Origin of the sequence: Methylorubrum populi, from assembly GCF_002355515.1 — a bacterium.
In the GTDB taxonomy this organism is placed as follows: domain Bacteria; phylum Pseudomonadota; class Alphaproteobacteria; order Rhizobiales; family Beijerinckiaceae; genus Methylobacterium; species Methylobacterium populi_A.
The window spans coordinates 4,673,305-4,696,208 of the sequence record NZ_AP014809.1 but is presented as its reverse complement, the minus strand read 5'-3'; the positions used below and the strand labels follow the sequence as shown (position 1 = coordinate 4,696,208).

The following is a 22,904-nucleotide window of genomic DNA, read 5'->3' as shown; positions in this document are numbered from 1 at the left end:
CAGAAGCTTCTCGATGATCTTCGAGTCCGGCGCATTGCGCCGCGACCGACCCCTACCGGGATCCGCTTGGTGGATGCATCTCCAGGCGTCGGCACTCAGCCGACGAGAGAAGGAGAGGGCGCCGCTACTACTGGGTCTAAACCCAACACAAAGCATGTGGACCTGAGCCTTGCGCCGCAGGGTGCCAAAGCCGCGGATCTTTGGAAGGATCGCGAGCGTGCTCCCGAGATAGTTCTCCTCCGCACTACCGAGGACATTGACGACAAGCAGCTGCGAGGCCGCGCAGCACGCTATTACGATAACGGTCAGCTCTTTCTCAACATGCTCTACCCATCGATCGGAGAGATGCGCGAAGCACTCGAACTGCACTACGCGACGGTCGCAGATCTCGATAGTATGCGTGAGGCAGCTCTTCGCCAGGCTGAGAAGAGTATGGTCCTTCGGGTCGGACGCGCAGTGGTATTTGCGCTCGCGAAGCAGCTGAACAAGGAATGGGATGCCGATGCCGTGCGACACGCTCTGGCGCCAGAGAGCCTAAGCCTTGCCGCAGACGACTTCTACGATTCTATCCAAAGTGCGCGTCGTAGTATGGGCCGTCAATTTCGACCGAATCGACAAGGCGATGATGGCGGCCTCTCAGACGACGAAAATCCAATTTGGGGGCGGTCCTAATACGGCCAGAAGGCAACGCTTGTTGGTGTCCGGCGTCGGTACCCTTCCAGAGCGACTAGCAAGGGCTATGAGATAACCTAGCGGCGCGAGGGACACTGGACCGGCGGCTATCACTGGCTGTCGGGACAGCGCCAGAGCGTGATCCGAGACGACATCATTTCCGCTAATCGCGAGGATCCGAATTTGTCGGGCGGCTGCCATGTGACCGCTTTTGGACAACCGTCACGACTGTTCGCGGCGTTGACATGGGTCGAAACCGACCATTTGTGTTCGAGCAAAAGGTAAGAGCCCACTTCCCACCTTCAGCAATCAGTCACACAGTCAAGCTGATCGCGCTTAACCTTGCGCCGCGGTCCCATCGCCCCTCACGCGGCCAGGCGCGGAAACACCAGCGTCTGGTGCAGGGAAACACCGGCTGTCACGCCGTCGGCCGACGCCCAGGCCACGCTGTGCGGGAACCGCGCCGCGTCGCCCGCCGCGTAGACGCCGGGAACCGTCGTCTCCTTCATCGCGTCGGTGCGGATCGTCGGCCCGAGCATCCCCTCGTCCACGGCGCAGCCGAGCTGCTCCGCGAGGGGGCTGTTCAGGCGGTAGCGCGGGCCGACGAAGAGCGCCTCCAGCGGGATCGTTCGGCCATCCGCGATGGCAAGCGCCGACAGGGCGCGCCCCTCGCCCAAGAGGGCCTGGACGGGGCCGGGCTCGATCCCGGTCGTGCGGGCGGCGAGCCGCGCGCGGGCCTCCGCGTCGGGCGCCGGATGCCCGTTCAGGAAGAGCGTGGTCGGCCCCCATTCCGCGATCAGCTCCGCCTGATGGAGCGATTTGGGGCCGGCGAACAGCACGCCGAGGACGCGCCCGGCAAACTCGAAGCCGTGGCAATAGGGGCAGTGCAGCACGCTCGCGCCCCAGCGCTCGGCCAGCCCGGGGAGGTCCGGCAGGATGTCGCTGATGCCGAAGGCGAGGACGAGTTTCGAGGCTTCGAGCCGTTGACCGTCTGCGAGCGAGACGGCGAAGCCGTCGCCTGCGGCCCGCGCCGACACCGCCTCCCCCGCGACGAAGCTGGCGTTCGGATAGCCCGCGAGCTGCGCGCGGGCGGTGGCGATCATCGTCAGCGGGTTCTCGCCATCCTGCGCGAAGAAGCCGTGCGAGGCGTCGGCGAACCGGTTGCGGGGGGCGCCGGCATCGATGATGCAGACCCTGCGGCGGGCGCGGGCGATGTAGAGCGCCGCGGACAGGCCGGCGAAGCTGCCGCCGACGATGATCGCATCAGACCGCATGGGCAGTCTCCGGGTTGACGTCGCCGCCCCGCGCGGCGAGGCGGGCATGGAAGTCGGCGCTCAGCGCGGCGAGGGTGATCCGGCCGAGCTGCGCCATCAGCAGCGCCTCCGCCTCGCGGAAGCTCGCGTCCATCGCGGCATTGACCGCCTGTTCGACGAGGCAGCCGGGCGCCTCGCTCCGGTTGCCCATGGCGAAGATCTCGGGCGCACCGAGCGCCTCGTAGATGTCGCGCAGGGTGACAGCCTGGAGATCGCAGGCGATCCGCCAGCCGCCGCCATGCCCCTTCTCGGAGCGGACGTAGCCCCGGTCTCGCAGCCCCGCCATGATGCGCCGGACTACGACGGGGTTGGTCTGCATCATGCCGGCCAGGAACTCGGACGTCACCGGCCCCTCGATCTCCGCCATGTGCAGGAGGACGTGGAGGATACCCGAAAGCTTGCTGTCGCGTCTCATGTAACTTCACATGTTTCATGATAGGGCGCCTGTCAAGCGCGCGGAGCGGTGTGTCCGAAACGCAAGAAGGCCCGCCTCCCGGCGAGCCTTCCCCTGTCCGAGCCAGCCGGCCATCGGCCGGGCAGACCCGAGAGTCTCCTAGAGCCGTATCCGACCTGATTGCATCAGGCCGACGTCTCTAGCTCATTGTTTTGGCGCGCCTTCTTTCGACGAACCGGTGACCACTTCGTCGGAATGCGCTCTAGATCGTTACGGCTGACCGGCCGGCTTGTTCGCCGCGGGCGGGTTGGTCGGGGCCGTGGTCTGGCCGGCGGCCGGCGGCGTTGCGGGCGGCGTCGCCGGGGCGGTGGTCGTGGTGTTGGCCGGAGGCGTGGTCGTGCCGGTCGTGTCCTTCTTCTCGTCCTTGCAAGCGGCGAGGCCGAGGGCGACGAGGCCGAGGACGGGAATGAGCTTGATGGCGCGCATGGTTTTCCTCCGTGTCGTTGGACCCGTCCGGCGCCGCCGCGGACGGACGGCGTCGGAAGAGCGGAAACGGGCTTTGCCGTGTTGTGGCAAAGCTGAGAACGCATCGCGGCCCCGAACCGTTCAACATTCCCGCGACGCGCGGCCTGAAGAACGTGGAAAGACCGAAGATTTTTCGAACAAAACAGGCGGGATGAAAGCGCTGATCCCGCCGTGCAGACCTTACCGGGCCGGCAGGACTTGGCATGTCTCGCAGAAGAAGGTCGAACGTCCGCCCTGCACGATCCGGCCGATTCGCCCGGTGCAGCCCTTGGTCGGGCAGGCATGGCCCACCCGATCGTAGACGCGGAACCCGTGCTGGAAGGCGCCGCGCTCCCCGTCCGGCCGGGCGTAGTCGCGCAGGGTCGAGCCGCCGGCCGCCACCGCCTCGGTCAGCACCGCCTTGATCTCCTTGACGAGTTTCCTGGCCTTCGGCGTCGGGGTGCCGTCGGGCTTGGCCAGCGCCCCCGCCGGCAGGACCGGGTGGAGGCCGGAGCGGTGCAGCGCCTCGCAGACATAGATGTTGCCCAGGCCCGCGATCAGGCGCTGGTCGAGGAGCGCGGCCTTCAGCGGCGTGATCTTCTTCGCGAACAGGCGCGCGAGCACCGCCTCGTCGAAGGCGTCGGAGAGCGGTTCGACGCCCATCCCGGCAAAGTGCCGGCAGGTCTCGAGGTCGCGCGTCGCCACGAGGTCCATGAAGCCGAAGCGCCGGGTGTCGTTGTAGGTGACGGTGGCACCGTTGGCAAAAGCCATCACCACGTGGTCGTGCTTGGGCTGGCCCAGCGCCCCTTCGAGGTAGAAGTCGCCCGGGGAGAGGTTCGAGCCGTCGGGCATCCGCACGTCGAAGCGCCCGCTCATGCCGAGATGCAGGATCAGGCTCTCGCCGGAATCGAGAGGCGCCGTCAGGTACTTGGCCCGGCGCGCGAGGTCGAGCACGGTCTTGCCCTCGAGCCGCTCGGCGAAGCGGTCGGGGAAGGGGAAGCGCAGGTTCGGCCGGCGCAGGGTGACGCGGGCGAAGCGCGCGCCGACCATCGCGGGGGCGAGGCCCCGGCGCACGGTCTCGACTTCGGGCAGTTCGGGCATGGTCGCGAGAGGAGAGCAGCGGATGAGAGGAACGCTGTAGCGCCCTCCCCGCCCCCGGCGCGAGCGGCGCCGTGCGTCCACGGTGTCGCGCTTCCCGCCGAGCAGTCGCCCTGGAACCCTTGAGCCCGCAAACGGCTTGCTCCCGGCCAAGGTCCTTCACGCTGCGCTCCCCTCGCCGGACCGGTCTCCCCTTCGGTGAGAGAGCGCACCGGCCGGTCGTCGGAGTCAGTACGGCATGAGCGCCCATCCCTACCGGTTCGGGATCGAGGAAGAGTATTTCCTCGCCGATGCCGAGACCCGCGGCACGCCGCGCCGCTCGGTCAAGCCGTTCCACCAAGCGGCCGGGGAGCGGCTGCCGGAGATCGGGCGCGAGCTGCTGCAATGCCAGGTCGAGGTCTGCACCCCGCCCTCGATCGCCTTCGCCGCCGCCCGCGAGGCGCTGCTGCGGCAGCGCCAGGCGCTGGCGGAGCTCGGGCGCGAGCACGGGCTTCTCGTCTTCGCCGCCGGCACCCACCCCATCGCCGACTGGGCGCGGCAATTGCCGACCAAGGGCGACCGCTACCGCGGCATCCTGCGCGACGTGGGCCTCGCCGGGCGGCGCAGCCTGATCTGCGGCATGCACGTCCATGTCGAGGTCTCCGATCCCGACCGGCGCGTGGCCCTGATGGACCGGCTGCTGCCGTTCCAGCCGCTGCTGTTCGCCCTCTCCGCCTCCTCGCCGTTCTGGCAGGGCAAGCCGACGGGGCTCTCCGCCTACCGCCTCAGCGCCTTCGGCGAATTGCCGCGCACCGGCCTGCCCGACCTGATGGGCGACGCGGCCGCGTACGAGCGCTACGTGCGAATCATGACCAATGCCGGCTCGATCCAGGATGCGAGCTTCCTGTGGTGGTCCCTGCGCCCCTCGGTCAAGTTCCCGACGCTCGAACTGCGCATCGCCGATTCCTGCACCCGGCTCGCCGACGCCATCGTGGTGGCGGCCCTGTTCCGCTGCCTCGTGCGGCTGGTGGAGCGCCGGCCCGACATCAATGCGGGCTTGACCGGCGTCTCGCGGGCGATCGCGGCGGAGAATCTGTGGCGGGCCCAGCGCAGCGGCATCGAGGCCGAGCTGATCGACGAGGCCTCCGAGCAGGCCTTTCCCTTCGACGCCGCCCTCGACACGCTGCTCTCGCTGATCGCGGAGGATGCGGAGGCGCTCGGCTGCACCGAAGAGGTCGCCGATGCCCGCCGCATCCTGCGCGAGGGCACCAGCGCCGACCGGCAGATCGCCGCCTTCGAGGCCACCCGCGGCGGCGACACCAGCAACCGTCAGGCCCTCGACGCGGTGGTGGACTGGCTCGCCGAGACGACGCGGGCGGGGTGAGGCCTACCCGAACAGCCCGGCGAGGCTCACGAGGCTCAAGCTCGCGATCAGCAGCCCCACCACGGCCATCAGCGCCCGTGCCGGGATCACCCGCACCAGCAGCGCGGCGATCGGCGCGGCGAACAGGCCGCCGACGATGAGGCCGGCGATGGTGGTCCAGTGGGTCAGCCCGCCGAGCAGGGTGAAGGAGAGGCCGCTCGCCAGCGCGACGAAGAACTCCGCCGCGTTGACCGTGCCGATCGAGGTGCGCGGATCCTGCCCGCCGCCGACCAGCGTCGTCGTCACCACCGGCCCCCACCCGCCGCCGCCGACCGCGTCGACGAAGCCGCCGCCAAGCGCCAGCGGCACCACGGCGCGGGGCGGGTCGCGGCGGGTCTTCAGGGTGCGGAACGCCTTCGACAGGACGTAGAGCCCCATCCCGAGCAGGTAGACCGAGACGAACGGCTTGATCACCTCGCCGTCGACCGAGGTGAGGAGCGTGGCGCCCGCCACCGCGCCGATCACGCCGGGGATCAGCAGGCGCCGGAACAAGGCGCCGTTCACGTTGCCGAGCCGCCAGTGCGAGAGGCCGGAGAAGGCAGTGGTGAAGATCTCGGCCACGTGCACCGAGGCCGAGGCCGCGGCCGGCGGCACCCCGGTGGAGAGCAGGAAGGTGGTCGAGGTGATGCCGTAGGCCATGCCGAGGGCGCCGTCGACGGTCTGCGCGGCGAGCCCGACCGCGACGGCGGTCCAGAAGCCGCGGCTCGTCAGCCCCTCGCTCACCGTCTGGACGGCGCCCCCGCCCGCCCCGTGGACGAGCAGAGCCAGAAGCGTCGCGATCACGGCGAGGGCGGCAAGAGCGGCGCCCCCCAGGAGGGCGAGGGTGCGCGGCTCGCCGAGCTTCGCCGGCCGCGCGGCGGCGGAGGACGATCCGGCCATCGGAAAACGATCCATGCGAGAGGGAGCCGACAAGCTAAGGACTCGGCCGGGGCAGGCAAGGCGTCGGGTTTTCCAAAGTTCAACGCGCAGGGAAGCGAAAATTCTCCGCCGCTCGCCTGCGTGAGAACGTCCTTCCCGCTCGGTACGAAAACCGCAGCAGCGGGATCAGCAGGCCGCCGTGACGACCGTCCTCCCCTTCGGCGGCGTCCCATGGTGCGGAAGGCCGAGCGCTTCCGGCTTCGCCGGCAGCAGTCTCAGCACGGAGAGACCGCCGGGATCGCCGGCGGTCCGGCTGGGGGCGATGCGCGTTCCGTCCCAATCGACGACGCAGAGTTCCGGCTCGGAGACGGTGCCGTCCGGCAGCCGGCGGACGAAGGGCGCCCAGGCCTGCCAGAGGGCGGCGTCGGCCGCGCGGTAGGTCGCGGCGATGGCCGGCAGCGCGGCGACGAGGTTGACGGGCCGGTACGGCGTCGCTCCCGTATCGCCCTCGTAGGGAACGCCGCCCGGACGCGCCAGCAGCGCCAGGGCGCCGATATGCACCGCCTCGTGGATCGGATCGGCATGCGGCATTGCTCCGACCGCCCGCATGCCCCTCTGAGGCAGCGGCGGGATCTGGTTGATGGAGCGGGCCGCCCGCCGGAAGCGGGTGATGCTGTGCCAGGGCCGGTGGATCATCGCCCCGACCGCCGCGGGCAGATCGATCCGCAAGGGCTGGCGGCCGGCCTCCTCGAAGCGGGCGAAATGGAGCCCCGGCGTCAGCGCGTTCACGCGGGCGATCATCCAGGCGAGGGCGAGTTCCGCCCGGCCGGTCCGCGAGGGATCGTCGCGGGTCCAGTCGGCGTAGCCGCCGCCGATATCGGCGTGGGCGCCGGGAAACCAGACCTGCTCGACCCTGGCCCGCTCGTCGCGCTTGAATTTGGGCCGTTGCCAGAGGGCGGCCTCGAAGGGGCGGCGGCACTCGTCGATGGCCACGGCGTGCAGGCTGACATCGACGATCGAGGACAGTTCGGTGTTGTGGAAGGCGTAGCGCTCCGCATTCGCGATCCGGAAGGGGCTGAGCGGCACGCCCAGCGCGCCGACGGTATCGAAGACGCCGAGGCAGGCGATCCGGAGCGCCTTGCGGTCGAAGACGAAGGGTTCAAAGGCAAACCACTCGGCACAGTAGCGGTCCTGGGGCTTGCGCCGGTAATGGCGCCAGGCGCGGCGCTCGTTCTCCGGGGTGCAGGAGCGCGGCTTCAGGAGTCCGATCGCGTAGAGGTAGCCCACGAGGCTGCGGGCGGTGAAGGCGCCGCGGGAAAAGCCGAAGACGTAGATCTCGTCGCCCTCGGCATAGTGCTCGCTGAGAAAACGGTAGGCCTGCCGGATGTTGCGGCCGAGACCCCGCCCGAACACACCGCCCTTGATCGGATCGAGCCAAGCTCCGGTGCCGACGCCGCGATCGTAATAGACGACGTATTCGACGAGCCGGCCGTCCTCCACGATGAAGGATCCGGTGGCGGAGGAGCCGCTGGTGGCGGATGGTCTCGGCGGTGCTTGGGCGAGCGCCTCGTCGACGCCGATCTTCAAGATTTCACGCATCCGCACGATGTTCGTGGGCGGATGATCCGCATCGTCCTTGTTCCACGTCCCGTCCAGGAACAGGACGAGACGACGATGCGGCCTTGCAGTCATCGCTGCGCTCCTCCGGCGTGACTGGCCGAACTCTGAAGATCGCAGCTTGAGGTTACAAGGACAATGTCTCGTTCAGCGGTGGAATGCCGAGGCCGGCTCCGGGAACGGCGAGTCTCGCCGCCGGAGCCGTCCGGTCGCGGCCGTCAGCCCTTGTCGAACGGATTCTTGGACGTGCGCAGGGACAGCCGGATCGGCGTGCCGGGCAGGTCGAAGGCCTCGCGCAGGCCGTTGACGAGGTAGCGGGTGTAGGATTTCGGCAGGGCGTCGAGCTGGTTGCCGAACAGGGCGAAGTGCGGCGGACGGCTCTTCACCTGCGTCGCGTAGCGGATCTTGATGCGCCGGCCCGAGACGGCCGGCGGCGGGTTGCGCTGGAGAGCGTCGGTGAGCCACGCATTGATCCGTGCCGTCGAGACGCGCCGGCTCCAGACCTCGGAGGCGTCGACCACCGCCTGCATCAGCCGGTCGATGCCATCGCCGGCGAGCCCCGAGAGCGGCACCACGGAGACGCCGCGCACCTGGGGCAGCAGACGGGTGCAATCCTCGCGCAGGCTCTTGAGCAGCCCCGGCTGGTCGGCGACGAGATCCCACTTGTTGAGGCCGATCACCAGGGCGCGGCCCTCGCTCTCGACGAGATCGACGATGGTGAGATCCTGCTTCTCGAACGGGATCGTCGCGTCGAGGAGCACGACCACGACCTCGGCGAAGCGCACGGCGCGCAGACCGTCGGAGACCGCGAGCTTTTCCAGCTTGTCGTCGATGCGCGCCCGGCGTCGCATGCCGGCGGTGTCGTGCAGCTTGATCCGGCGCCCGCGCCACTCCCAGTCGAGGGAGATCGAATCGCGGGTGATGCCGGCCTCGGGACCGACGAGAAGCCGGTCCTCGCCGATCATCCGGTTGATGAGGGTGGATTTGCCGGCGTTCGGCCGCCCGACGATGGCGACGCGCAGGCCCTTGCCGCCCTCCTCGTCCTCGTCCTCCTCGTCGGGCTCGGGCAGAACCTCGCGGAGCGCATCCTGCAGCGAGCCCAGGCCCTCGCCGTGCTCGGCGGAGAAGGGAATCGGGTCGCCGAGCCCCAGCGAGAACGCCTCGTAGGCGCCCGCCATCCCGGCGCCGCCCTCGGCCTTGTTGGCGATGAGGATCACGGGGCAGCCGGAGCGGCGCACCAGCTCGGCGAAGGGCCGGTCGGCCGGCAGCACCCCGGCGCGGGCGTCGATGACGAACAGAACCGCGTCGGCCTCGAGGATCGCGGCCTCGGTCTGCGCCCGCATCCGGCCGAGCAGCGAATCGGCGTCCGCTTCCTCCAGGCCCGCGGTGTCGATGACGCGGAAGGCGACGTCGCCGATGAAGCCCTCGCCCTCGCGGCGGTCGCGGGTCACGCCGGGGCGGTCGTCGACCAGGGCGAGCTTGCGCCCGACCAGCCGGTTGAACAGGGTCGACTTGCCGACATTCGGGCGTCCGACGATCGCGACGGTCGGCAGATCCATGGGAAACAACAGTCTCGTCAGGCGCGCGGGCGAGGGGCCCGCCGCGCGGTATCCGTTTCAGAAGATAGGCGGTTCCGGCCGCGCCGTCAGCGGGTGATCGGCGGCGGCGGAGCAGCGTTCTCGGGCTTGGCCTCCGTCACGGTGACGGGGCCACCGGCCACCAGCGCCTCGTAGACCTCGACCCGCTGGCGCAGGCCCTGGGGCGTCTCGGCATCGGCGCTGATCTGGTCGAACCAGCGGCCGGCCCCCTCGATGTCGCCGCGCTTGAGCGCGGTGAGGCCGAGCATCTCGCGGGCGGTGTGGCGGAAGGCGTTGGTCGGCGCGGCCAGCCCCTGGAGGCTGGCCAGGGCCGCGTTCGGATCGGTCCCGTCGAGGCGCAGCAGGGCTGCGCGCAGGCGGGCGAGGTCGCGCAGGGAATCGCCGATGCCGGTATCGGCGGCCAGCCCGTCATAGGCCGTCGCCCCGGCGGCCGGGTCGCGCTTGGCCGTCTCGGCGGCGAGGCGGAAGCGGGCGAGGAGCGCGTAGCCCCCCGGTCCGTCGGTCCGGATCGCGGCGAAGTCGCGGTCCGCCTCCTCGGTCTTGCCGTCCTTGGCGAGGCGGTTGGCGAGGTCGTAGCGCTCGGAGGCCGCCTCGGCGCGGGTGCGCTCGGCGTGGCGCCAGTAATTGTAGCCGCCGACGCCGGCCACGAGGAGGATCGCCCCGGTGATGATCAGCGCGTTGTAGCGCTTCCAGATCTTGGCGATCTGGTCGCGGCGGTAATCCTCGTCGACCTCGCGGATGAACTCGTTGTTCTCGGCCATCTTCGAAAAAATCCGGGCGCCCCTCACGGAAGCGCGCTCGCCTCGCCTGTCGTCGTATCGTGGGCGCCTAGCACAGCGCCCCCGCTTTGGCGAATGGAGAGCTCAACCTGTCAGGGCCTTCGCTCGAAGCCGCTCGAGCGGCTTCGCGGCGCGAAGAGCGCCGCGCGCAGCGGGCTTTTCGGGGCTTGAGCCCCGGAAGGCATCGAGCGGAGCGAAAGCCTGAGCCCGCGGAGGCGGGCGCCGGCGACTGAGGCCAGCCAAAAACCACGGCGATCGCTTCAAGCGATTGCCGGGTCAGGCCTGTCCCGGCCAGGCGGCGACGCCGATGAGCAGCGGGTGCAGGTACTTGCCGAACACGAACCACGCCACGATGCCGATCACCACGGCGATGGCGTCGTTGCGCCAGCCGGCCGGGGCGGCCTGCCCGCCGTGCTGCTGCGCCACCTGCCCCGCGGTCAACGTCCGGCGCTTGGCGCTGATGCGGGCGGCCACCGCCCAGGCGAGGAAGGAGCCGAACAGCAGGATCGAGCCGAGATCGCCGTTGGCGAGCAGGTGGGCCGTCGCCCAGATCTTCACGGCCAGCAGCATGGGGTGCTTGAGCCGGGCGCGGAGATGACCGGGCAGGTAGGTCGCCGCGAGGCTGATGAAGGCGAACAAGGTCAGCAGAACGGCGAGGTGGCGCGTCCAGAGCGGCGGCGACCAGACCGGGATCATGCCCTCCTGACGGTAGAGCCCGTAGCCATAGACGGTCAGGATCAGGCCGAGCCCCGAGAGCAGGGTGTAGCCGAGCTTGAACCGCCCCTCGCCGATCCGGCCGATCACCTCCGCCCGCTTGGTGCGCGCCATGGAGAAGGCATGCGTGCCGAGGAACAGCACGAGGCCGAGGATCAGAACCAGCATGGGGCAGCCTGTGGACGGCGCTCGCTCCGGCGGATGCGGACAAGCTCCCTGTAACGGTTCAAAACGCAATCTTGGAGCGATGTCCAGACTGTCTCGCCCCCTCGTCGCAGCGCTCGCGCTCTCGTGCGGCGCCGTGCCGCCGGCCCGCGCCGCCGCGGAGCCGCCGCTCTCGGCGCTGACTCTGACGGGGCCGGAGCGGACCCTGTTCTCCGCCACCCGCGACGCCTGCGACGGCGCCGACGTGCCCGACGCGCCCGCCCGCGCCTTCCGCGACGCCTCGGGCGGAATCGCGCTCTACGGCCTGCATTACCGCAACCGGGCCCTGCGCGGCCCCGATTTCGACAGCCTGAAGATCGATTGCCGCGTGGTGCTCGATTCGGGCGAGAAACCCGATCCGGCGCTCTACGACGACCGCTCGTGGATCACCGCCACCTGGACCGAGGACGGCACCACCATCGCCGCCCTCCTGCACCACGAGTACCAGGCCAACGAGCACGAGGGCCGCTGCCGCTCCAAGGTCTACATGGAGTGCTGGTACAACACGGTCACGGCGGCCTTCTCCCGCGACGGCGGCCGGAGCTTTTCCCGCGCGGCGCCGCCCGCGGTGGTGGCGGGCGCGCCGTTCCGGCAGGAGGAGGGCCAGGGCCGGCACCGGGGCTTCTTCAACCCCTCCAATATCTTCGGTGAGGGGCGCACCCGCTACTTCTTCGCCTCGACCACGGGCTGGGACCGGCCCGGCAGCGACCAGGCGGCGGGCGTCTGCCTGTTCCGCACCGAGCGGCCCGACGACCCGGCGAGCTGGCGCGCCTGGACCGGCACCGGCTTCACCGCTGCCTTCCCCGACCCCTACCGCAAGTCGGTCAAGCTCGCCGACACCTGCAAGCCGATCCAGCCGTTTCCCGCCCCGGTCGGGGCGGTGGTGCGCCACCGCGGCAGCGGCGCCTGGATCGCCGTGTTCATGGCGGCCAAGGGGGGCGCCTTTCCGGAATCGGGCTTCTACTGGAGCACGTCGCGCGACCTGCTGACCTGGGACGTGCCGCGGCTGCTGCTCGCCGGCGCCACGCTCTACGACGATCCCTGCAAGGCCAAGGGCCGGCTGATCGCCTACCCGTCCCTGCTCGATCCGGGGGCCAAGGGCCGCAACTTCGACGATGTCGGCGAGGGGGCGCTCCTCACCTTCGCGACGCTGCGCCTCGAGGGCTGCACCATCACCTCCGACCGCGACCTCGTGCGGCGGCCGGTATCGATCAAGGTCTGGCCGTGACGGGCGCGGGCGACGGATGCGGGTTCAGAGGCTGACAGACATTTTCCGCTCCATCCCGCCGTCATTCCGGGGCCGCGTCGCGGAACCCGTAATCGACCCGTGAGATGGGGCCGAGCCTGGCATCACGGGTGGATTCCGGGTTCGCCTTCGGCGCCCCGGAATGACGGCCGTCGGGGTGGGCACTGCCGCATCCATCAAGCGGAGGCCGTCCCCCCTGCGAGACGGGCACCCTCACCCCAGGCCGAGCGCCGCCTTCTCCTCCAGATAGGCCGCGCGCACGGCCTCCTTGCCGTAGGCGCGCTCCAGCCGGCGCACGGTGAAGTGGGCGCGGCCCATGGACTGGAAATGGTCCATGAAGGCGGCGTTGACCGCGGCCCCTCCGAGCGCCCCGATCACCGGCACGGCCTGGGCCGCGACCTTCTGCGAGACCACGAGGCCGAACCGGGCGGCGATCTGCGCCGTCAGCCGCACCAGGGGCGGGGCGCCGGCATCGAGCAGGGAGCGGTGGGCGGCGTAGCGGGCGGCCTCCGACATGGTCTTGGCGAGCGCCGCGCGCACCGCGAAGTAGCCGCTATCGGCGAGTGCCGTCTCGGCGCCGGCGCGGCCGCCGAGGGCGAAGACCTGCACGCAGGCGAGCGCGGTCTCGGGATCGCTCAGATCCTCGCCCTCCTCCCGGGCGATCTCGGCGATGGCGCGCAGCATCAGCGTCGTGGAGACCGGCAGCTCCACCGCCAGCGTGGCGAGGCCGAGCACGCCGCCGACGGCGCCGGTCACCGCGGCGAGCGCCTTGTGCCGGGTGTCGCTCGATCCGAGCAGGCGGCTCAGGCGGCTGCCCGCCTCGGTCTCGATACGCTCCACCGCCGTTCCGGCGGGCTTCACGGCCTTGTCGGGCAGGGTCGCGAGCGCGACCCGCAGGGCCGTGCGCATGGCCCCTTCCGTGGCGCTGGCCACCGTCTCGGTCACAGGCGCCGGCAGGGCGCGGCCGATCATGTCGAGCGGCGCGCCGGCTGCCGCCGAGAGCCGCGCGGCGAGGCCCGGCTTCTCCAGCACGGCCACCGCCCGCCGCAAGACGGCGCGGTCGTCCTCCGATAGGGGCTTCCCGGCCGGCGGGGCGACCGGAACGGGAAGGGTTTCTCCGACAACGGCAAGGTCGTTCACGTCTGCGCCCTCGCGGCTTTTGGCGAAATCTCGGGGCTGGCTTCGGCTGAGGCAAGACCGACGGGGCCGGTTGGGTTCCCCGACACGCTCGCCGGTCCGGTCTCGGGGGCGGCTTCGGAGACGGCCTCGGCCGGAGCCGCCTCGGGCGCCGTGCGCTGCGGGATGCGGCCGACGGCGAAGCACAGGGCGACCACGGGAATGCCGACCGCCGCCGTCATCGCGAAGAAGGTCGGAAAGCCGTAGGCCGCCACCACGAAGCCGGAGGTGCCGGCGACCAGCTTGCCCGGCAGGGCGTAGAGCGAGGAGAACAGGGCGTATTGCGTGGCCGCGAAACCCGGCGTGGTCAGGCTCGACATGTAGGCGATCAGCGCGATGCCGGCGAAGGAGCCGCACAGGCTCTCGATCGACACCGCGATGGCGAGCCGCCACTGCTCGGGCTCGCCGAGCGCCAGCCAGGCGAGCGACAGGTGCGAGGCGGCGGCGATGAAGGCGCCGGTCACGAGCGTCGGGAACATGCCGAACCGGGCGATCGACCAGCCGCCCGCAAAGCCGCCGGCGATCCCGACCCAGATGCCGAACAGCTTGACGATGGTGGCGATCTCCGCCTTGCCGTAGCCGAGCTTGATGTAGAGCGGGTTGGCCATCACGCCGGAGACGAAGTCCGGCATCCGGTAGAGCGCGACCAGCGCCAGAACCGCGAACAGGGCGTTGCCCATCCGGGCGTGCAGGTCGGTCAGCGGCTCCAGCACGGCGCGGCGCACGGCGGCAGGCAGGTCGCGCTTGGCCGGTGCCGCCTCCCGCGGCCGGTCGTAGGGCGTGGCGAGCAAAGCCGCGATCAGGCCGACGCCCATCAGCGCGGCCATCGAGAGATAGGCGAGCGTCCAGCCGCCATAGGCCGCGACGTAGAGCGCGCCGGCGCCGGCCAGGATCAGCCCGAACCGGTAGCCGAGGTTCGAGGTGGCGGCCATGATCCCCTGCAAGTCGGTGCCGGCCGCCTCGATGCGCCAGCCGTCGATCACCACGTCCTGGGTCGCGGCGCAGAAGGCGACGAGGAAGGCGCCGACCCCGAGGAGCGCGAGCTGCTCCTTCGGGTCGGCGAAGGCCATCAGGACGAGCGCCAGGGCAGTGGCGATCTGCGTCGTCACCATCCAGGCGCGCTTGCGGCCGAGGCGGGCGGCGAGGAACGGCACGTCGACCCGGTCGATCGAGGGCGCCCAGAGGAACTTCAGCGAGTAGGGCAGCGCGACGTAGCTGAACAGGCCGATCGTCTTGATGTCGATCCCGGAATCGGCGAGCCGCAGGGTGAAGGTGCCGAGCACGAGCAGCAGCGGCAGGCCGGAGGAGAAGCCGAGCGCCAGCATCTGCGCGACGCGCTTGTCCTCGGTGATGTCGCGCAGGCGCAGCTTGCGCGGCTGCGCCTTCGCCGGCGTCTGGTTCCGAGGCGCCCTGGAATCCGCCGCATCCGCCGCCATCGCGTCAAACTCCCTGGAGCCCCGGAGGGGGCGGGGTTTCATGGATCTGGGGACGCCGCGAAACGCCGGGCGCCCGGACACGCGCATATTGTCGATGCCGACTCCGCACAAAACATGACGGTCCTGCGGCCGTCTGCCCCCGCCGCCCTCCTTGCGAAGACGACGCGCGTTCGGAATCCTGCTCTCCGTATGGGGCGGACATGGTTGACGAAAGCGTAATCACAGGCCCCCGCCCCGGATCGGGGCGGAAGACGTTCCGTGCCGGGCCGCACGGAACGGGGGAGGGCCGGACTCGTTTCAGTCGCGGAGCCGGACGCTGCGGAATGCGCTCGGAGACTCCGTTTCACGCGCCGCAATCCCTCGCGGCGCGCCTGTGTCGGCGTAGAGATGACGGGTTTTTCCAAAGGAGCGAGTCTGCCCTCGGGCGTCACGGTGGACGTCTTCGCGGCAGCCTTCGAGGCGAGCCCGACGCCCATGGTGGTCACCGATCCGCGGCGGGGCGACAACCCGGTCGTGTGGGCCAACGCCGCCTTTCTCACGCTCACGGGCTACGACCGCGAGGAACTCTACGGCTACAATTGCCGCATGCTGCAGGGCCCCCACACCGATGCGGGCGTGCTGCAGACGATGCGCACGGCGCTCAGGGCCGGCCGGCCCTTCGAGGGCGAATTGCTCAATTATCGCAAGGACGGCACGCCGTTCTGGAACGGGATGACGATCAATCCCGTCCGCGACGAGGCGGGCGAGGTGGTCTACTTCTTCTCGGCCCAAGCCGACATGACCGACAAGCACGGCCTCGAACTGGCCCTGCGCGATGCCAACGACGCGCTGGAGCGCGAGGTGGGCGAGCGCACCGCCGACCTGCGCTCGGCGCTCGAACAGAAGACCGCGCTGCTCCACGAGGTCGACCACCGGGTCAAGAACAACCTCCAGGTCATCTCCTCGCTGATGCTGCTGAAGGCCCGCCGCACGCCCGAGGGCGAGACCCGCGACGCGCTCCAGGCCATGGCCGACCGGATCGGCGCCCTCTCGACCGCCCACCGGATGCTCTACTCGGAGGGCGACGTCTCCCGGTTCGACTTCAAGGAATTCACCAACGACCTGATCGCCGATCTCGCCGCCGGCCTCGACGAGGACCGCACCCGGATCGAGACCGAGATCGAGGCGCTGGCGCTCTCCGCCGCCATGGCCGCGCCGCTGGCGCTGCTGATCCACGAACTGGCGACGAACGCCCTGCGCCACGCCTTCCCGCAGGAGCGCCAGGGACGGGTCTTCATCGAGGCGCGGCGCTGCGAGGCGGGAATGCGCCTCGTCATTCAGGACGACGGCATCGGCATGGCCTCGGCACCGTCCAATGCCGCCGGCTTCGGCCGAACCCTCGTCGAGATGGTGGTGCGACAGCTGCGCGGAACCCTCGACTGGTCGGATGCCGGACCCGGCACCCGGATCGCGATCACGATCCCGCTCACCGGGGCCGACGCGCCGTGAACGGCTCCTCCACTTTCCGGACGATCCGCCTTCGCCGCGGGCGGATCGTGCCGCGTCCGGCAAAGCGTCCGGCAGAGCCGATCCCGGCGAATCCCGCGGACGTCGCCGGTTCACGCAGGAGAGCGGGAGCGCCGCGATGGCCGAGGTGAGGGAGGCGCCCCTGCGTATCCTCGTCGTCGAGGACGAGGTGCTGATCGCCCTCGAACTGGAATGTCTCCTGGAAGACCTCGGCCATGTCAGCGTCGGCGTGGCGGGGTGCTCGGCGGATGCGATCGCGCTCGGCCGCACCGCCCGGCCGGACGTGGCGCTCGTGGACATCCACCTCGTCGACGGCCCGACCGGCATCGAGGTGGCCCGCGCCCTGTGCGGCGACCCGCGGGTCACGGTGGTGTTCATGACCGCCAACGCCAAGCGCATCCCGCCGGATTTCGCCGGCGCGCTGGGGGTCATCGCCAAGCCCTATTCCGAGCGCGCCGTGGCGGGCGTCCTCGACTACGTCGCCCAGCGCCGGGCCGGGCGGGCGCCCTCCGTCGCGAAGCTCGACGGCTTCCATCCCGCCCCGGACGCGGGCGGCGGCACGTGGACCGGCGACGCACCGTGAGCCGGCCCTGGGAGCGAGGGCGTCCGGCGCCCGTCACGCCTTCGGGACGTTGCGCTCCAACTCGTCGAGCCACGCCCTGGCGCTGGCATCCGACGGGGCGCGCCAGTCGCCGCGGGGCGAGAGGGAGCCGCCGGCCGAGACCTTCGGACCGTTGGGGAGCGCCGAGCGCTTGAATTGGCTGAAGCGGAAGAAGCGGTCGAGAAAGACGCCGAGCCAGCGCCGGATCTCGGCCAGGTCGTAGGCGACGCGCTTGGGCATCGGAAAGTCCGGCGGCCAGTCGCCGGCCGCCGCATCGCCCCAGGCATGGAGGGCGAGGAAGGCAATCTTCGACGGCGGAAAGCCGTGGCGCAGGGTGAACCAGAGATTGAAATCCTGCAGGGCGTAGGGGCCGATCTTCCCTTCCGTGCTCTGCGGTCCCTCGCCCTCCGAGGCCGGCACCAACTCGGGGGAGATCTCGGTGTCGAGCACCGCCTGAAGGGTGCGATTCTCCTCCGCCCCGAGTTGCCCGGACGAGATCACCCAGCGGATCAGGTGCTGGATCAGCGTCTTGGGTACGCCGGCGTTGACGCCGTAATGGCTCATCTGGTCGCCGACGCCGTAGGTGCTCCAGCCGAGCGCCAGCTCCGAGAGATCGCCGGTGCCGATGACGATCCCGCCGTGCTGGTTGGCCAGCCGGAACAGGTAGTCGGTGCGAAGCCCCGCCTGCACGTTCTCGAAGGTGACGTCGTAGACCGCCTCGCCCCGCCCGAACGGGTGGCCCATGTCGCTCAGCATCTGCCGGGCGGCGGGGCGGATGTCGATTTCCTCGGCGCTCGTGCCGAGCGCCCGCATCAGGGCGTGGGCATTGGTCTTGGTCTCGTCCGAGGTGGCGAAGCCCGGCAGGGTGTAGGCGAGGATGTCCTTTCGCGGCAGCCCGAGGCGGTCGAAGGCCTTGGCCACGACGATCAGGGCATGGGTCGAGTCGAGACCGCCGGAGACGCCGATCACCGCCCGCTTCGTGCCGGTCGCCGCGAGCCGCTGGGCGAGACCGGCGACCTGGATGTTGTAGGCCTCGTAGCAATCCTGCGCGAGGCGGGCCGGATCGGAGGGCACGAAGGGGAAGCGCTCGACCCGACGCTCCAGGCCGAGATCGCCACGCGGCGGATCGAGCCGGAACGGCACCGTGCGCCAGGGCCGGAGGCTCTGATTGCGGGCGTTGTCGTCGAGGCTGCCGGCCTGGAGCCGCTCCTGGGCGATCAGGTCGAGGTCGATATCGGCGATCGTCACCACCGGTCCCTCGGGAAAGCGCGCCCCCTCGGCCAGCCGCACGCCGTTCTCGTCGATGCTGGTCTGCCCGTCCCAGGACAGGTCGGTGGTGGATTCGCCGGTGCCGGCGGCGGCGTAGACGTAGGCGCACAGGCCCCGCATCGAGGCGGCGCGGGTCAGCAGCGCGCGGGAATCGGCCCGGCCCACGGTGATCGGGCTGCCCGAGGGGTTGGCGATCACGGTCGCTCCGGCCAGCACCGCCTCCATGCCCGGCGTCTGCGGCACCCAGAGATCCTCGCAGACCTCGATGGCGAGGCGGAAGCCCGGCAGATCGTCGGCGGAAAAGATCAGGTCGGTGCCGAACGGCGCCTCCGCCCCGCCGAGGCGGATCGTCTCGCCCGCGATGCCGGCGCCGGAGGCGAAGTGGCGCTTCTCGTAGAACTCCCGGTAGTTCGGCAGGTAGCTCTTCGGCACCACGCCGAGCAGCCGCCCGCCCCGGATCGCCACGGCGCAATTGTAGAGCCGGTTGCGCCAGCGCAGGGGGGCGCCGACGACGAGGAGCGGCGTCAGCCCAGCGCTCTCGGCGACCAGCCGGACAATGCCCGTCTCCACCGCGTCGAGGAGGGTCGCCTGGAGCAGCAGATCCTCGATGGCGTAGGAGGAGACGCAGAGTTCGGGAAAGACCGCGAGCGCCGCGCCGGCCCCGTGCGCCTGCCGCGCGAGCCCCAGGATGTCCTCCACATTGGCCGCCGGATCGCCCGGATGGCTGCGCCCGGTGCAGGCGGCGACGCGGGCGAAGCCGTGCCGGTAGAGGCAGCGGAAGTCCTTCGGGCTCACGGGTTCTTGGCTCGCCATCGTCACCGGGTCTCGGAGCTCACCTGATACGGCAGGAAACCCTGCCAAGTGCCTTTCGGATCATTGTTTCTCAAGCCCGGTCCACGACACGACCGCGACGGCGGCGGCCTCTGTCACCGGGTCTCGAAACATCACCGCAAAGCGCCAACCGCGCTCGATGATATCCGGTTCGCGCCACGCTTGCACCGGCGCGCCGGGACGGTTCGGCGGAGGGGAGGGCAAGCGTTCGTTAACGACGATCCGCCTAGCTTGGGGCTCGAACCGCTCCGCAGGAGCCGGACCTTGTTTCGAGTCATCTCACAGATCATGCGCGCATCGGGACGGCCTCCCCATTCCCATCGTGATCCGTCGCGGCCGAGCCGCGGCGGCGACCGCCTGGACCGGTCGATCGGCGGCATCGCCCATCGGTTGATGAGCCTGCGCTCCAACCTCGCCCGGCGCATCGCCGGTGCCCCGCCGGCCCCGCCGCGGGCGCTGCCGCACGCCTTGCCACACCCCTTGCCGCACCCGGCCCTGCCGCAGCCCGGCGCGGACGGGTTCGACGCGGGCACGGTCCCGAGCTGGCTGGTGCCGCCCGGGGCGATGCTCGGCCGCATGCCGGCAGGGCAGGAGCCGTGGATGTCCGAGCCGTGGGCGTCCGCGGCGGAGGAGGGGCTGTTCGAGATGCCCGTCCCGGTCCATCCCGGCCAGCACGGTCTCAGCCATGACGGCCAGCCGGAGATGCCGTTCGAGAGCCGCATCGATCCCCGCGCCTCCGGCCCTGGCGTCCTCGTGCGCACGCCGCGCCGCCCGGCGGCGATCGCGCCGGAGGCCGGCCCGGTGCCGCATGCCCTGCCCGTCTCCCAGCCCGCCCCGGGCGGGTCCTACGGCGTGCCGCAGGCGCCGCTGCCCGAGGCGGTGCGCTTCACCCGCACGCCCGACACCGTTCTGATGGAGCGCCGCCGCCAGGCGCTGGAGGCCGAGCGCGAGGCCCAGGCCCGGGCCCAGGCCCTGCTCGACGCCCAGGCCGCTGCCGAGGCCGCGGCTCTGGAGGCGCAGCGGGCCCGCGAGGCGGCGGAGCACGAGGCCGCCGAGCGCGCGGCGCAACTCGCCGCCGAGGAGGCCGAGGCCGCCCGGCTGCGCGCCGAGCAGGCCGTCTCCGAGGTGCCGAGCTGGCGCCGCCCCTTCGTGCCGCCGCCGGGCGTGAGCTTCTTCCGCACCCCCGACCGCCGGCCGAAGCCCGTCGTTCCGTTGCAAGGGGCTGGACAAGGGGCCGCGCAAGAAGCCAGCGTCGCGCCTCAGCCCCTGCCCGAGCCCGCGATCGAGGCGCCGCGCGTCGAGGCCGCCGCACCCTCTGCTGAGGCCGAAGCGGCCACGGCCTTCGCCTCGCTCTACGCGCCCTTCATCCCGCCGGTCCCGGCCGAGCCGTCCGACTGGTCGGACGTGCCGGACTGGTCGGCGCTGCACGGCTGGTTCGGGCCGGCCGAGACCATGGTCGAGGTCGCCGCGCCGGTCGCGCCCGCCGCCCCGCGTCCGGTGCTGAACGCCATGGCCGCCCGCGCCGCGATCCGCTCGGCCCATTCGGCCCGCCCGGCCCTCATCGAGGCCGCGCCGCACGCTGTGGCGCCCGCCCTGGCGCCCACGCCCCTCACCGCTCAGCCGGTCGCGGCACAGCCGGCTCCGGCCCCCACGCCGATGCCGATGGCGCCGCAGACCCCCTCCCCTGCCCCGCAGGCGGCGGCGCCGCTGACGATCGCGGCGCGGCCGGTCCTGCTGCGCACCAAGCCCGGCTCCGAGGCCGAGGAGCCGGCCGCCGAGACGGTGCAGGCGGAGGCCCGGGAGATCGCTCAAGAAGTGGTTCAAGGGGCGGTCCAGGAGGAGGGCTGGGACGTGGCTCAGGAGGTCATCGAGGCGGCGGCCCCGGAGACCGCCCCCGCCTTCGAGGAATCCGCCGAGCCCGAGAACCGTCCGCGGGCGATCCTGCCCGAGCGCCCGATGCTGATCCCCGCCGGCCGGCATCTGGAGGCGTCGTTCGTCGGCAATGCCGATTACGAGCTGCCCTCGCTCGAATTGCTGGCCGAGCCGCCGCTGCCCGACGGCGAGGAGGTCGATGCGGACGAGCTGGAGCAGAACGCCCTCAACCTCCAGCAGACCGTTCAGGATTTCGGCGTGCGCGGCGACATCCTGGCCGTGCGCCCCGGCCCCGTCGTCACCCTCTACGAGCTGGAGCCGGCACCGGGCACCAAGTCGAGCCGCGTCATCGGCCTGTCGGACGACATCGCCCGCTCGATGTCCGCCGTCTCCGCCCGCGTTGCCGTGGTCCCCGGCCGCAACGTCATCGGCATCGAGCTGCCGAACCCGGTGCGCGAGACCGTGTACCTGCGCGAGCTGCTGGCCTCGGTCGACTTCGTCGAAACCAAGCACAAGCTCGCCCTGTGCTTAGGGAAAAACATCGGCGGTGAGCCGATCATCGCGGATCTCGCCCGCATGCCGCACCTGCTGGTCGCCGGCACCACCGGCTCGGGCAAGTCGGTGGCCATCAACACCATGATCCTGAGCCTGCTCTACCGCCTGAAGCCGGAGGAGTGCCGCCTGATCATGGTCGACCCCAAGATGCTGGAGCTGTCGGTCTATGACGGCATTCCGCACCTGCTCTCCCCCGTCGTCATCGACCCGAAGAAGGCGGTCATCGCCCTCAAATGGGCCGTGCGCGAGATGGAGGAGCGCTACAAGAAGATGTCGAAGATCAGCGTGCGCAACATCGACGGGTACAATGCCCGGATGAAGGAGGCGCGCGAGCGGGGCGAGATCATCACCCGCACGGTCCAGACCGGCTTCGACCGCACCACCGGCGAGGCGGTGTTCGAAGAGCAGGAGATGGACCTGTCGGCCCTGCCCTACATCGTGATCGTGGTCGACGAGATGGCCGACCTGATGATGGTGGCGGGCAAGGACATCGAGGGCGCGATCCAGCGTCTCGCCCAGATGGCGCGCGCGGCGGGCATCCACCTGATCATGGCGACGCAGCGTCCTTCGGTCGACGTCATCACCGGCACGATCAAGGCGAACTTCCCGACCCGCATCTCCTTCCAGGTGACGAGCAAGATCGATAGCCGCACGATCCTGGGCGAAATGGGTGCGGAGCAGCTGCTGGGCCAGGGCGACATGCTGTTCATGGCCGGCGGCGGACGCACCACCCGCGTGCACGGGCCGTTCTGCTCGGACTCGGAGGTCGAGACGGTGGTGGCCCACCTCAAGGCTCAAGGCCGGCCCTCCTATCTGGAGGCGGTCACGGCCGATGACGGCTCCTCCGACCAGCCGGAGAAGCCGGCCAAGGGCTCCCGCGCCGCGGCCAAGGCCGAGAAGGACGACTTCGCGGAGGCCGAGGAGGCCGACGCGCCGGTCTTCGACATCGGCGCCTTCGCGGCGACCGCCGGGGCGGAGGGCGGCGAACTCTACGAGCAGGCCATCGCCGTGGTCCTGCGCGACCGCAAGGCCTCGACGAGCTACATCCAGCGCCGTCTCCAGATCGGCTACAACCGCGCCGCCTCAATCATGGAGCGGATGGAGATCGAGGGGATCGTCGGGCCGGCCAACCATGCGGGCAAGCGCGAGATCCTGGTCGAGGGTCTCGCGGGCGCCCCGTCCGGCGGCTACGACGACGAGTGAGCCTTCAGGACCCGGCCCGTCGCATATTCGCCACAGGGGCCGGGTCTACCCGCCGA

At 70.8% G+C, this 22,904-nt stretch carries 18 protein-coding genes; 6 read left to right on the top strand and 12 right to left on the bottom strand.

Features of this window, described 5'->3' with window-relative positions:
* The first annotated feature begins 156 nt into the window (after window positions 1–156).
* On the top strand, window positions 157–672 hold the full coding sequence (locus tag MPPM_RS28150; RefSeq protein WP_157914230.1) for a hypothetical protein: 516 nt from the start codon (window positions 157–159) through the stop codon (window positions 670–672).
* A gap of 365 nt (window positions 673–1,037) precedes the next feature.
* On the opposite strand, the gene MPPM_RS21695 is transcribed toward MPPM_RS28150, so the two are convergent.
* The 4 genes from MPPM_RS21695 to mutM form a co-directional block, all read right to left on the bottom strand.
* On the bottom strand, window positions 1,038–1,946 hold the full coding sequence (locus MPPM_RS21695; RefSeq protein ID WP_096486825.1) for an NAD(P)/FAD-dependent oxidoreductase: 909 nt from the start codon (window positions 1,944–1,946) through the stop codon (window positions 1,038–1,040).
* Window positions 1,936–2,400: an Rrf2 family transcriptional regulator gene (locus MPPM_RS21690; RefSeq protein WP_096486824.1), complete on the bottom strand. Its 465-nt coding sequence runs from the start codon at window positions 2,398–2,400 to the stop codon at window positions 1,936–1,938. Before MPPM_RS21690 ends, MPPM_RS21695 begins: the two co-directional genes overlap by 11 nt.
* Window positions 2,401–2,649: 249 nt before the next feature.
* Window positions 2,650–2,865 carry a hypothetical protein gene (locus MPPM_RS21685; RefSeq protein WP_096486823.1) on the bottom strand — a complete coding sequence of 72 codons (216 nt, stop codon included), beginning with the start codon at window positions 2,863–2,865 and terminating at the stop codon, window positions 2,650–2,652.
* Window positions 2,866–3,084: 219 nt separating this feature from the next.
* Window positions 3,085–3,984, bottom strand: coding sequence for a bifunctional DNA-formamidopyrimidine glycosylase/DNA-(apurinic or apyrimidinic site) lyase (gene mutM, locus MPPM_RS21680; RefSeq protein ID WP_096486822.1), 900 nt, complete (start codon window positions 3,982–3,984; stop codon window positions 3,085–3,087).
* Window positions 3,985–4,219: 235 nt separating this feature from the next.
* Between mutM and MPPM_RS21675 the strand changes: the two genes are divergently transcribed.
* On the top strand, window positions 4,220–5,344 hold the full coding sequence (locus tag MPPM_RS21675; protein ID WP_096486821.1) for a carboxylate-amine ligase: 1,125 nt from the start codon (window positions 4,220–4,222) through the stop codon (window positions 5,342–5,344).
* 3 nt (window positions 5,345–5,347) lie between these two features.
* On the opposite strand, the gene MPPM_RS21670 is transcribed toward MPPM_RS21675, so the two are convergent.
* The 5 genes from MPPM_RS21670 to MPPM_RS21650 all read right to left on the bottom strand — a co-directional run bounded on the left by MPPM_RS21670 (window position 5,348) and on the right by MPPM_RS21650 (window position 11,117).
* On the bottom strand, window positions 5,348–6,262 hold the full coding sequence (locus MPPM_RS21670) for a sulfite exporter TauE/SafE family protein (protein ID WP_096486820.1): 915 nt from the start codon (window positions 6,260–6,262) through the stop codon (window positions 5,348–5,350).
* A gap of 165 nt (window positions 6,263–6,427) precedes the next feature.
* Window positions 6,428–7,933, bottom strand: coding sequence for a T6SS phospholipase effector Tle1-like catalytic domain-containing protein (locus MPPM_RS21665; protein WP_096486819.1), 1,506 nt, complete (start codon window positions 7,931–7,933; stop codon window positions 6,428–6,430).
* A 143-nt stretch (window positions 7,934–8,076) separates the two neighbouring features.
* The gene (gene der / locus MPPM_RS21660; RefSeq protein ID WP_096486818.1) at window positions 8,077–9,417 is read right to left on the bottom strand and encodes a ribosome biogenesis GTPase Der; all 1,341 of its coding nucleotides are present in this window, start codon (window positions 9,415–9,417) and stop codon (window positions 8,077–8,079) included.
* A gap of 86 nt (window positions 9,418–9,503) precedes the next feature.
* Window positions 9,504–10,217 (bottom strand): tetratricopeptide repeat protein, encoded by a 714-nt coding sequence (locus MPPM_RS21655; protein ID WP_096486817.1) that lies wholly within the window; start codon window positions 10,215–10,217, stop codon window positions 9,504–9,506.
* 294 nt (window positions 10,218–10,511) lie between these two features.
* Window positions 10,512–11,117 (bottom strand): NnrU family protein, encoded by a 606-nt coding sequence (locus tag MPPM_RS21650; RefSeq protein ID WP_096486816.1) that lies wholly within the window; start codon window positions 11,115–11,117, stop codon window positions 10,512–10,514.
* Between the two features lie 79 nt (window positions 11,118–11,196).
* Here MPPM_RS21650 and MPPM_RS21645 point away from each other — a divergent pair, with 79 nt between their 5' ends.
* A complete protein-coding gene (locus tag MPPM_RS21645) occupies window positions 11,197–12,381 on the top strand; it encodes a hypothetical protein (protein ID WP_096486815.1) in 1,185 nt (394 codons plus the stop codon).
* Window positions 12,382–12,612: 231 nt separating this feature from the next.
* On the opposite strand, the gene MPPM_RS21640 is transcribed toward MPPM_RS21645, so the two are convergent.
* Complete coding sequence (locus tag MPPM_RS21640; RefSeq protein ID WP_096486814.1) at window positions 12,613–13,539, bottom strand: EcsC family protein; 927 nt, start codon at window positions 13,537–13,539, stop codon at window positions 12,613–12,615.
* Window positions 13,536–15,011: an AmpG family muropeptide MFS transporter gene (locus tag MPPM_RS21635; RefSeq protein ID WP_096486813.1), complete on the bottom strand. Its 1,476-nt coding sequence runs from the start codon at window positions 15,009–15,011 to the stop codon at window positions 13,536–13,538. Before MPPM_RS21635 ends, MPPM_RS21640 begins: the two co-directional genes overlap by 4 nt.
* Window positions 15,012–15,398: 387 nt before the next feature.
* Between MPPM_RS21635 and MPPM_RS21630 the strand changes: the two genes are divergently transcribed.
* Window positions 15,399–16,499, top strand: a complete 1,101-nt coding sequence (locus tag MPPM_RS21630) for a histidine kinase dimerization/phosphoacceptor domain -containing protein (protein WP_096486812.1) — start codon at window positions 15,399–15,401, stop codon at window positions 16,497–16,499.
* Window positions 16,500–16,635: 136 nt separating this feature from the next.
* Complete coding sequence (locus tag MPPM_RS21625) at window positions 16,636–17,100, top strand: response regulator (protein WP_096486811.1); 465 nt, start codon at window positions 16,636–16,638, stop codon at window positions 17,098–17,100.
* Between the two features lie 33 nt (window positions 17,101–17,133).
* Here MPPM_RS21625 and MPPM_RS21620 read toward each other — a convergent pair whose 3' ends face one another.
* Window positions 17,134–19,200 carry an NAD(+) synthase gene (locus tag MPPM_RS21620; RefSeq protein ID WP_173807936.1) on the bottom strand — a complete coding sequence of 689 codons (2,067 nt, stop codon included), beginning with the start codon at window positions 19,198–19,200 and terminating at the stop codon, window positions 17,134–17,136.
* Window positions 19,201–19,611: 411 nt separating this feature from the next.
* Between MPPM_RS21620 and MPPM_RS21615 the strand changes: the two genes are divergently transcribed.
* Window positions 19,612–22,848: a DNA translocase FtsK gene (locus tag MPPM_RS21615; protein WP_096487969.1), complete on the top strand. Its 3,237-nt coding sequence runs from the start codon at window positions 19,612–19,614 to the stop codon at window positions 22,846–22,848.
* Window positions 22,849–22,904 lie beyond the last annotated feature (56 nt).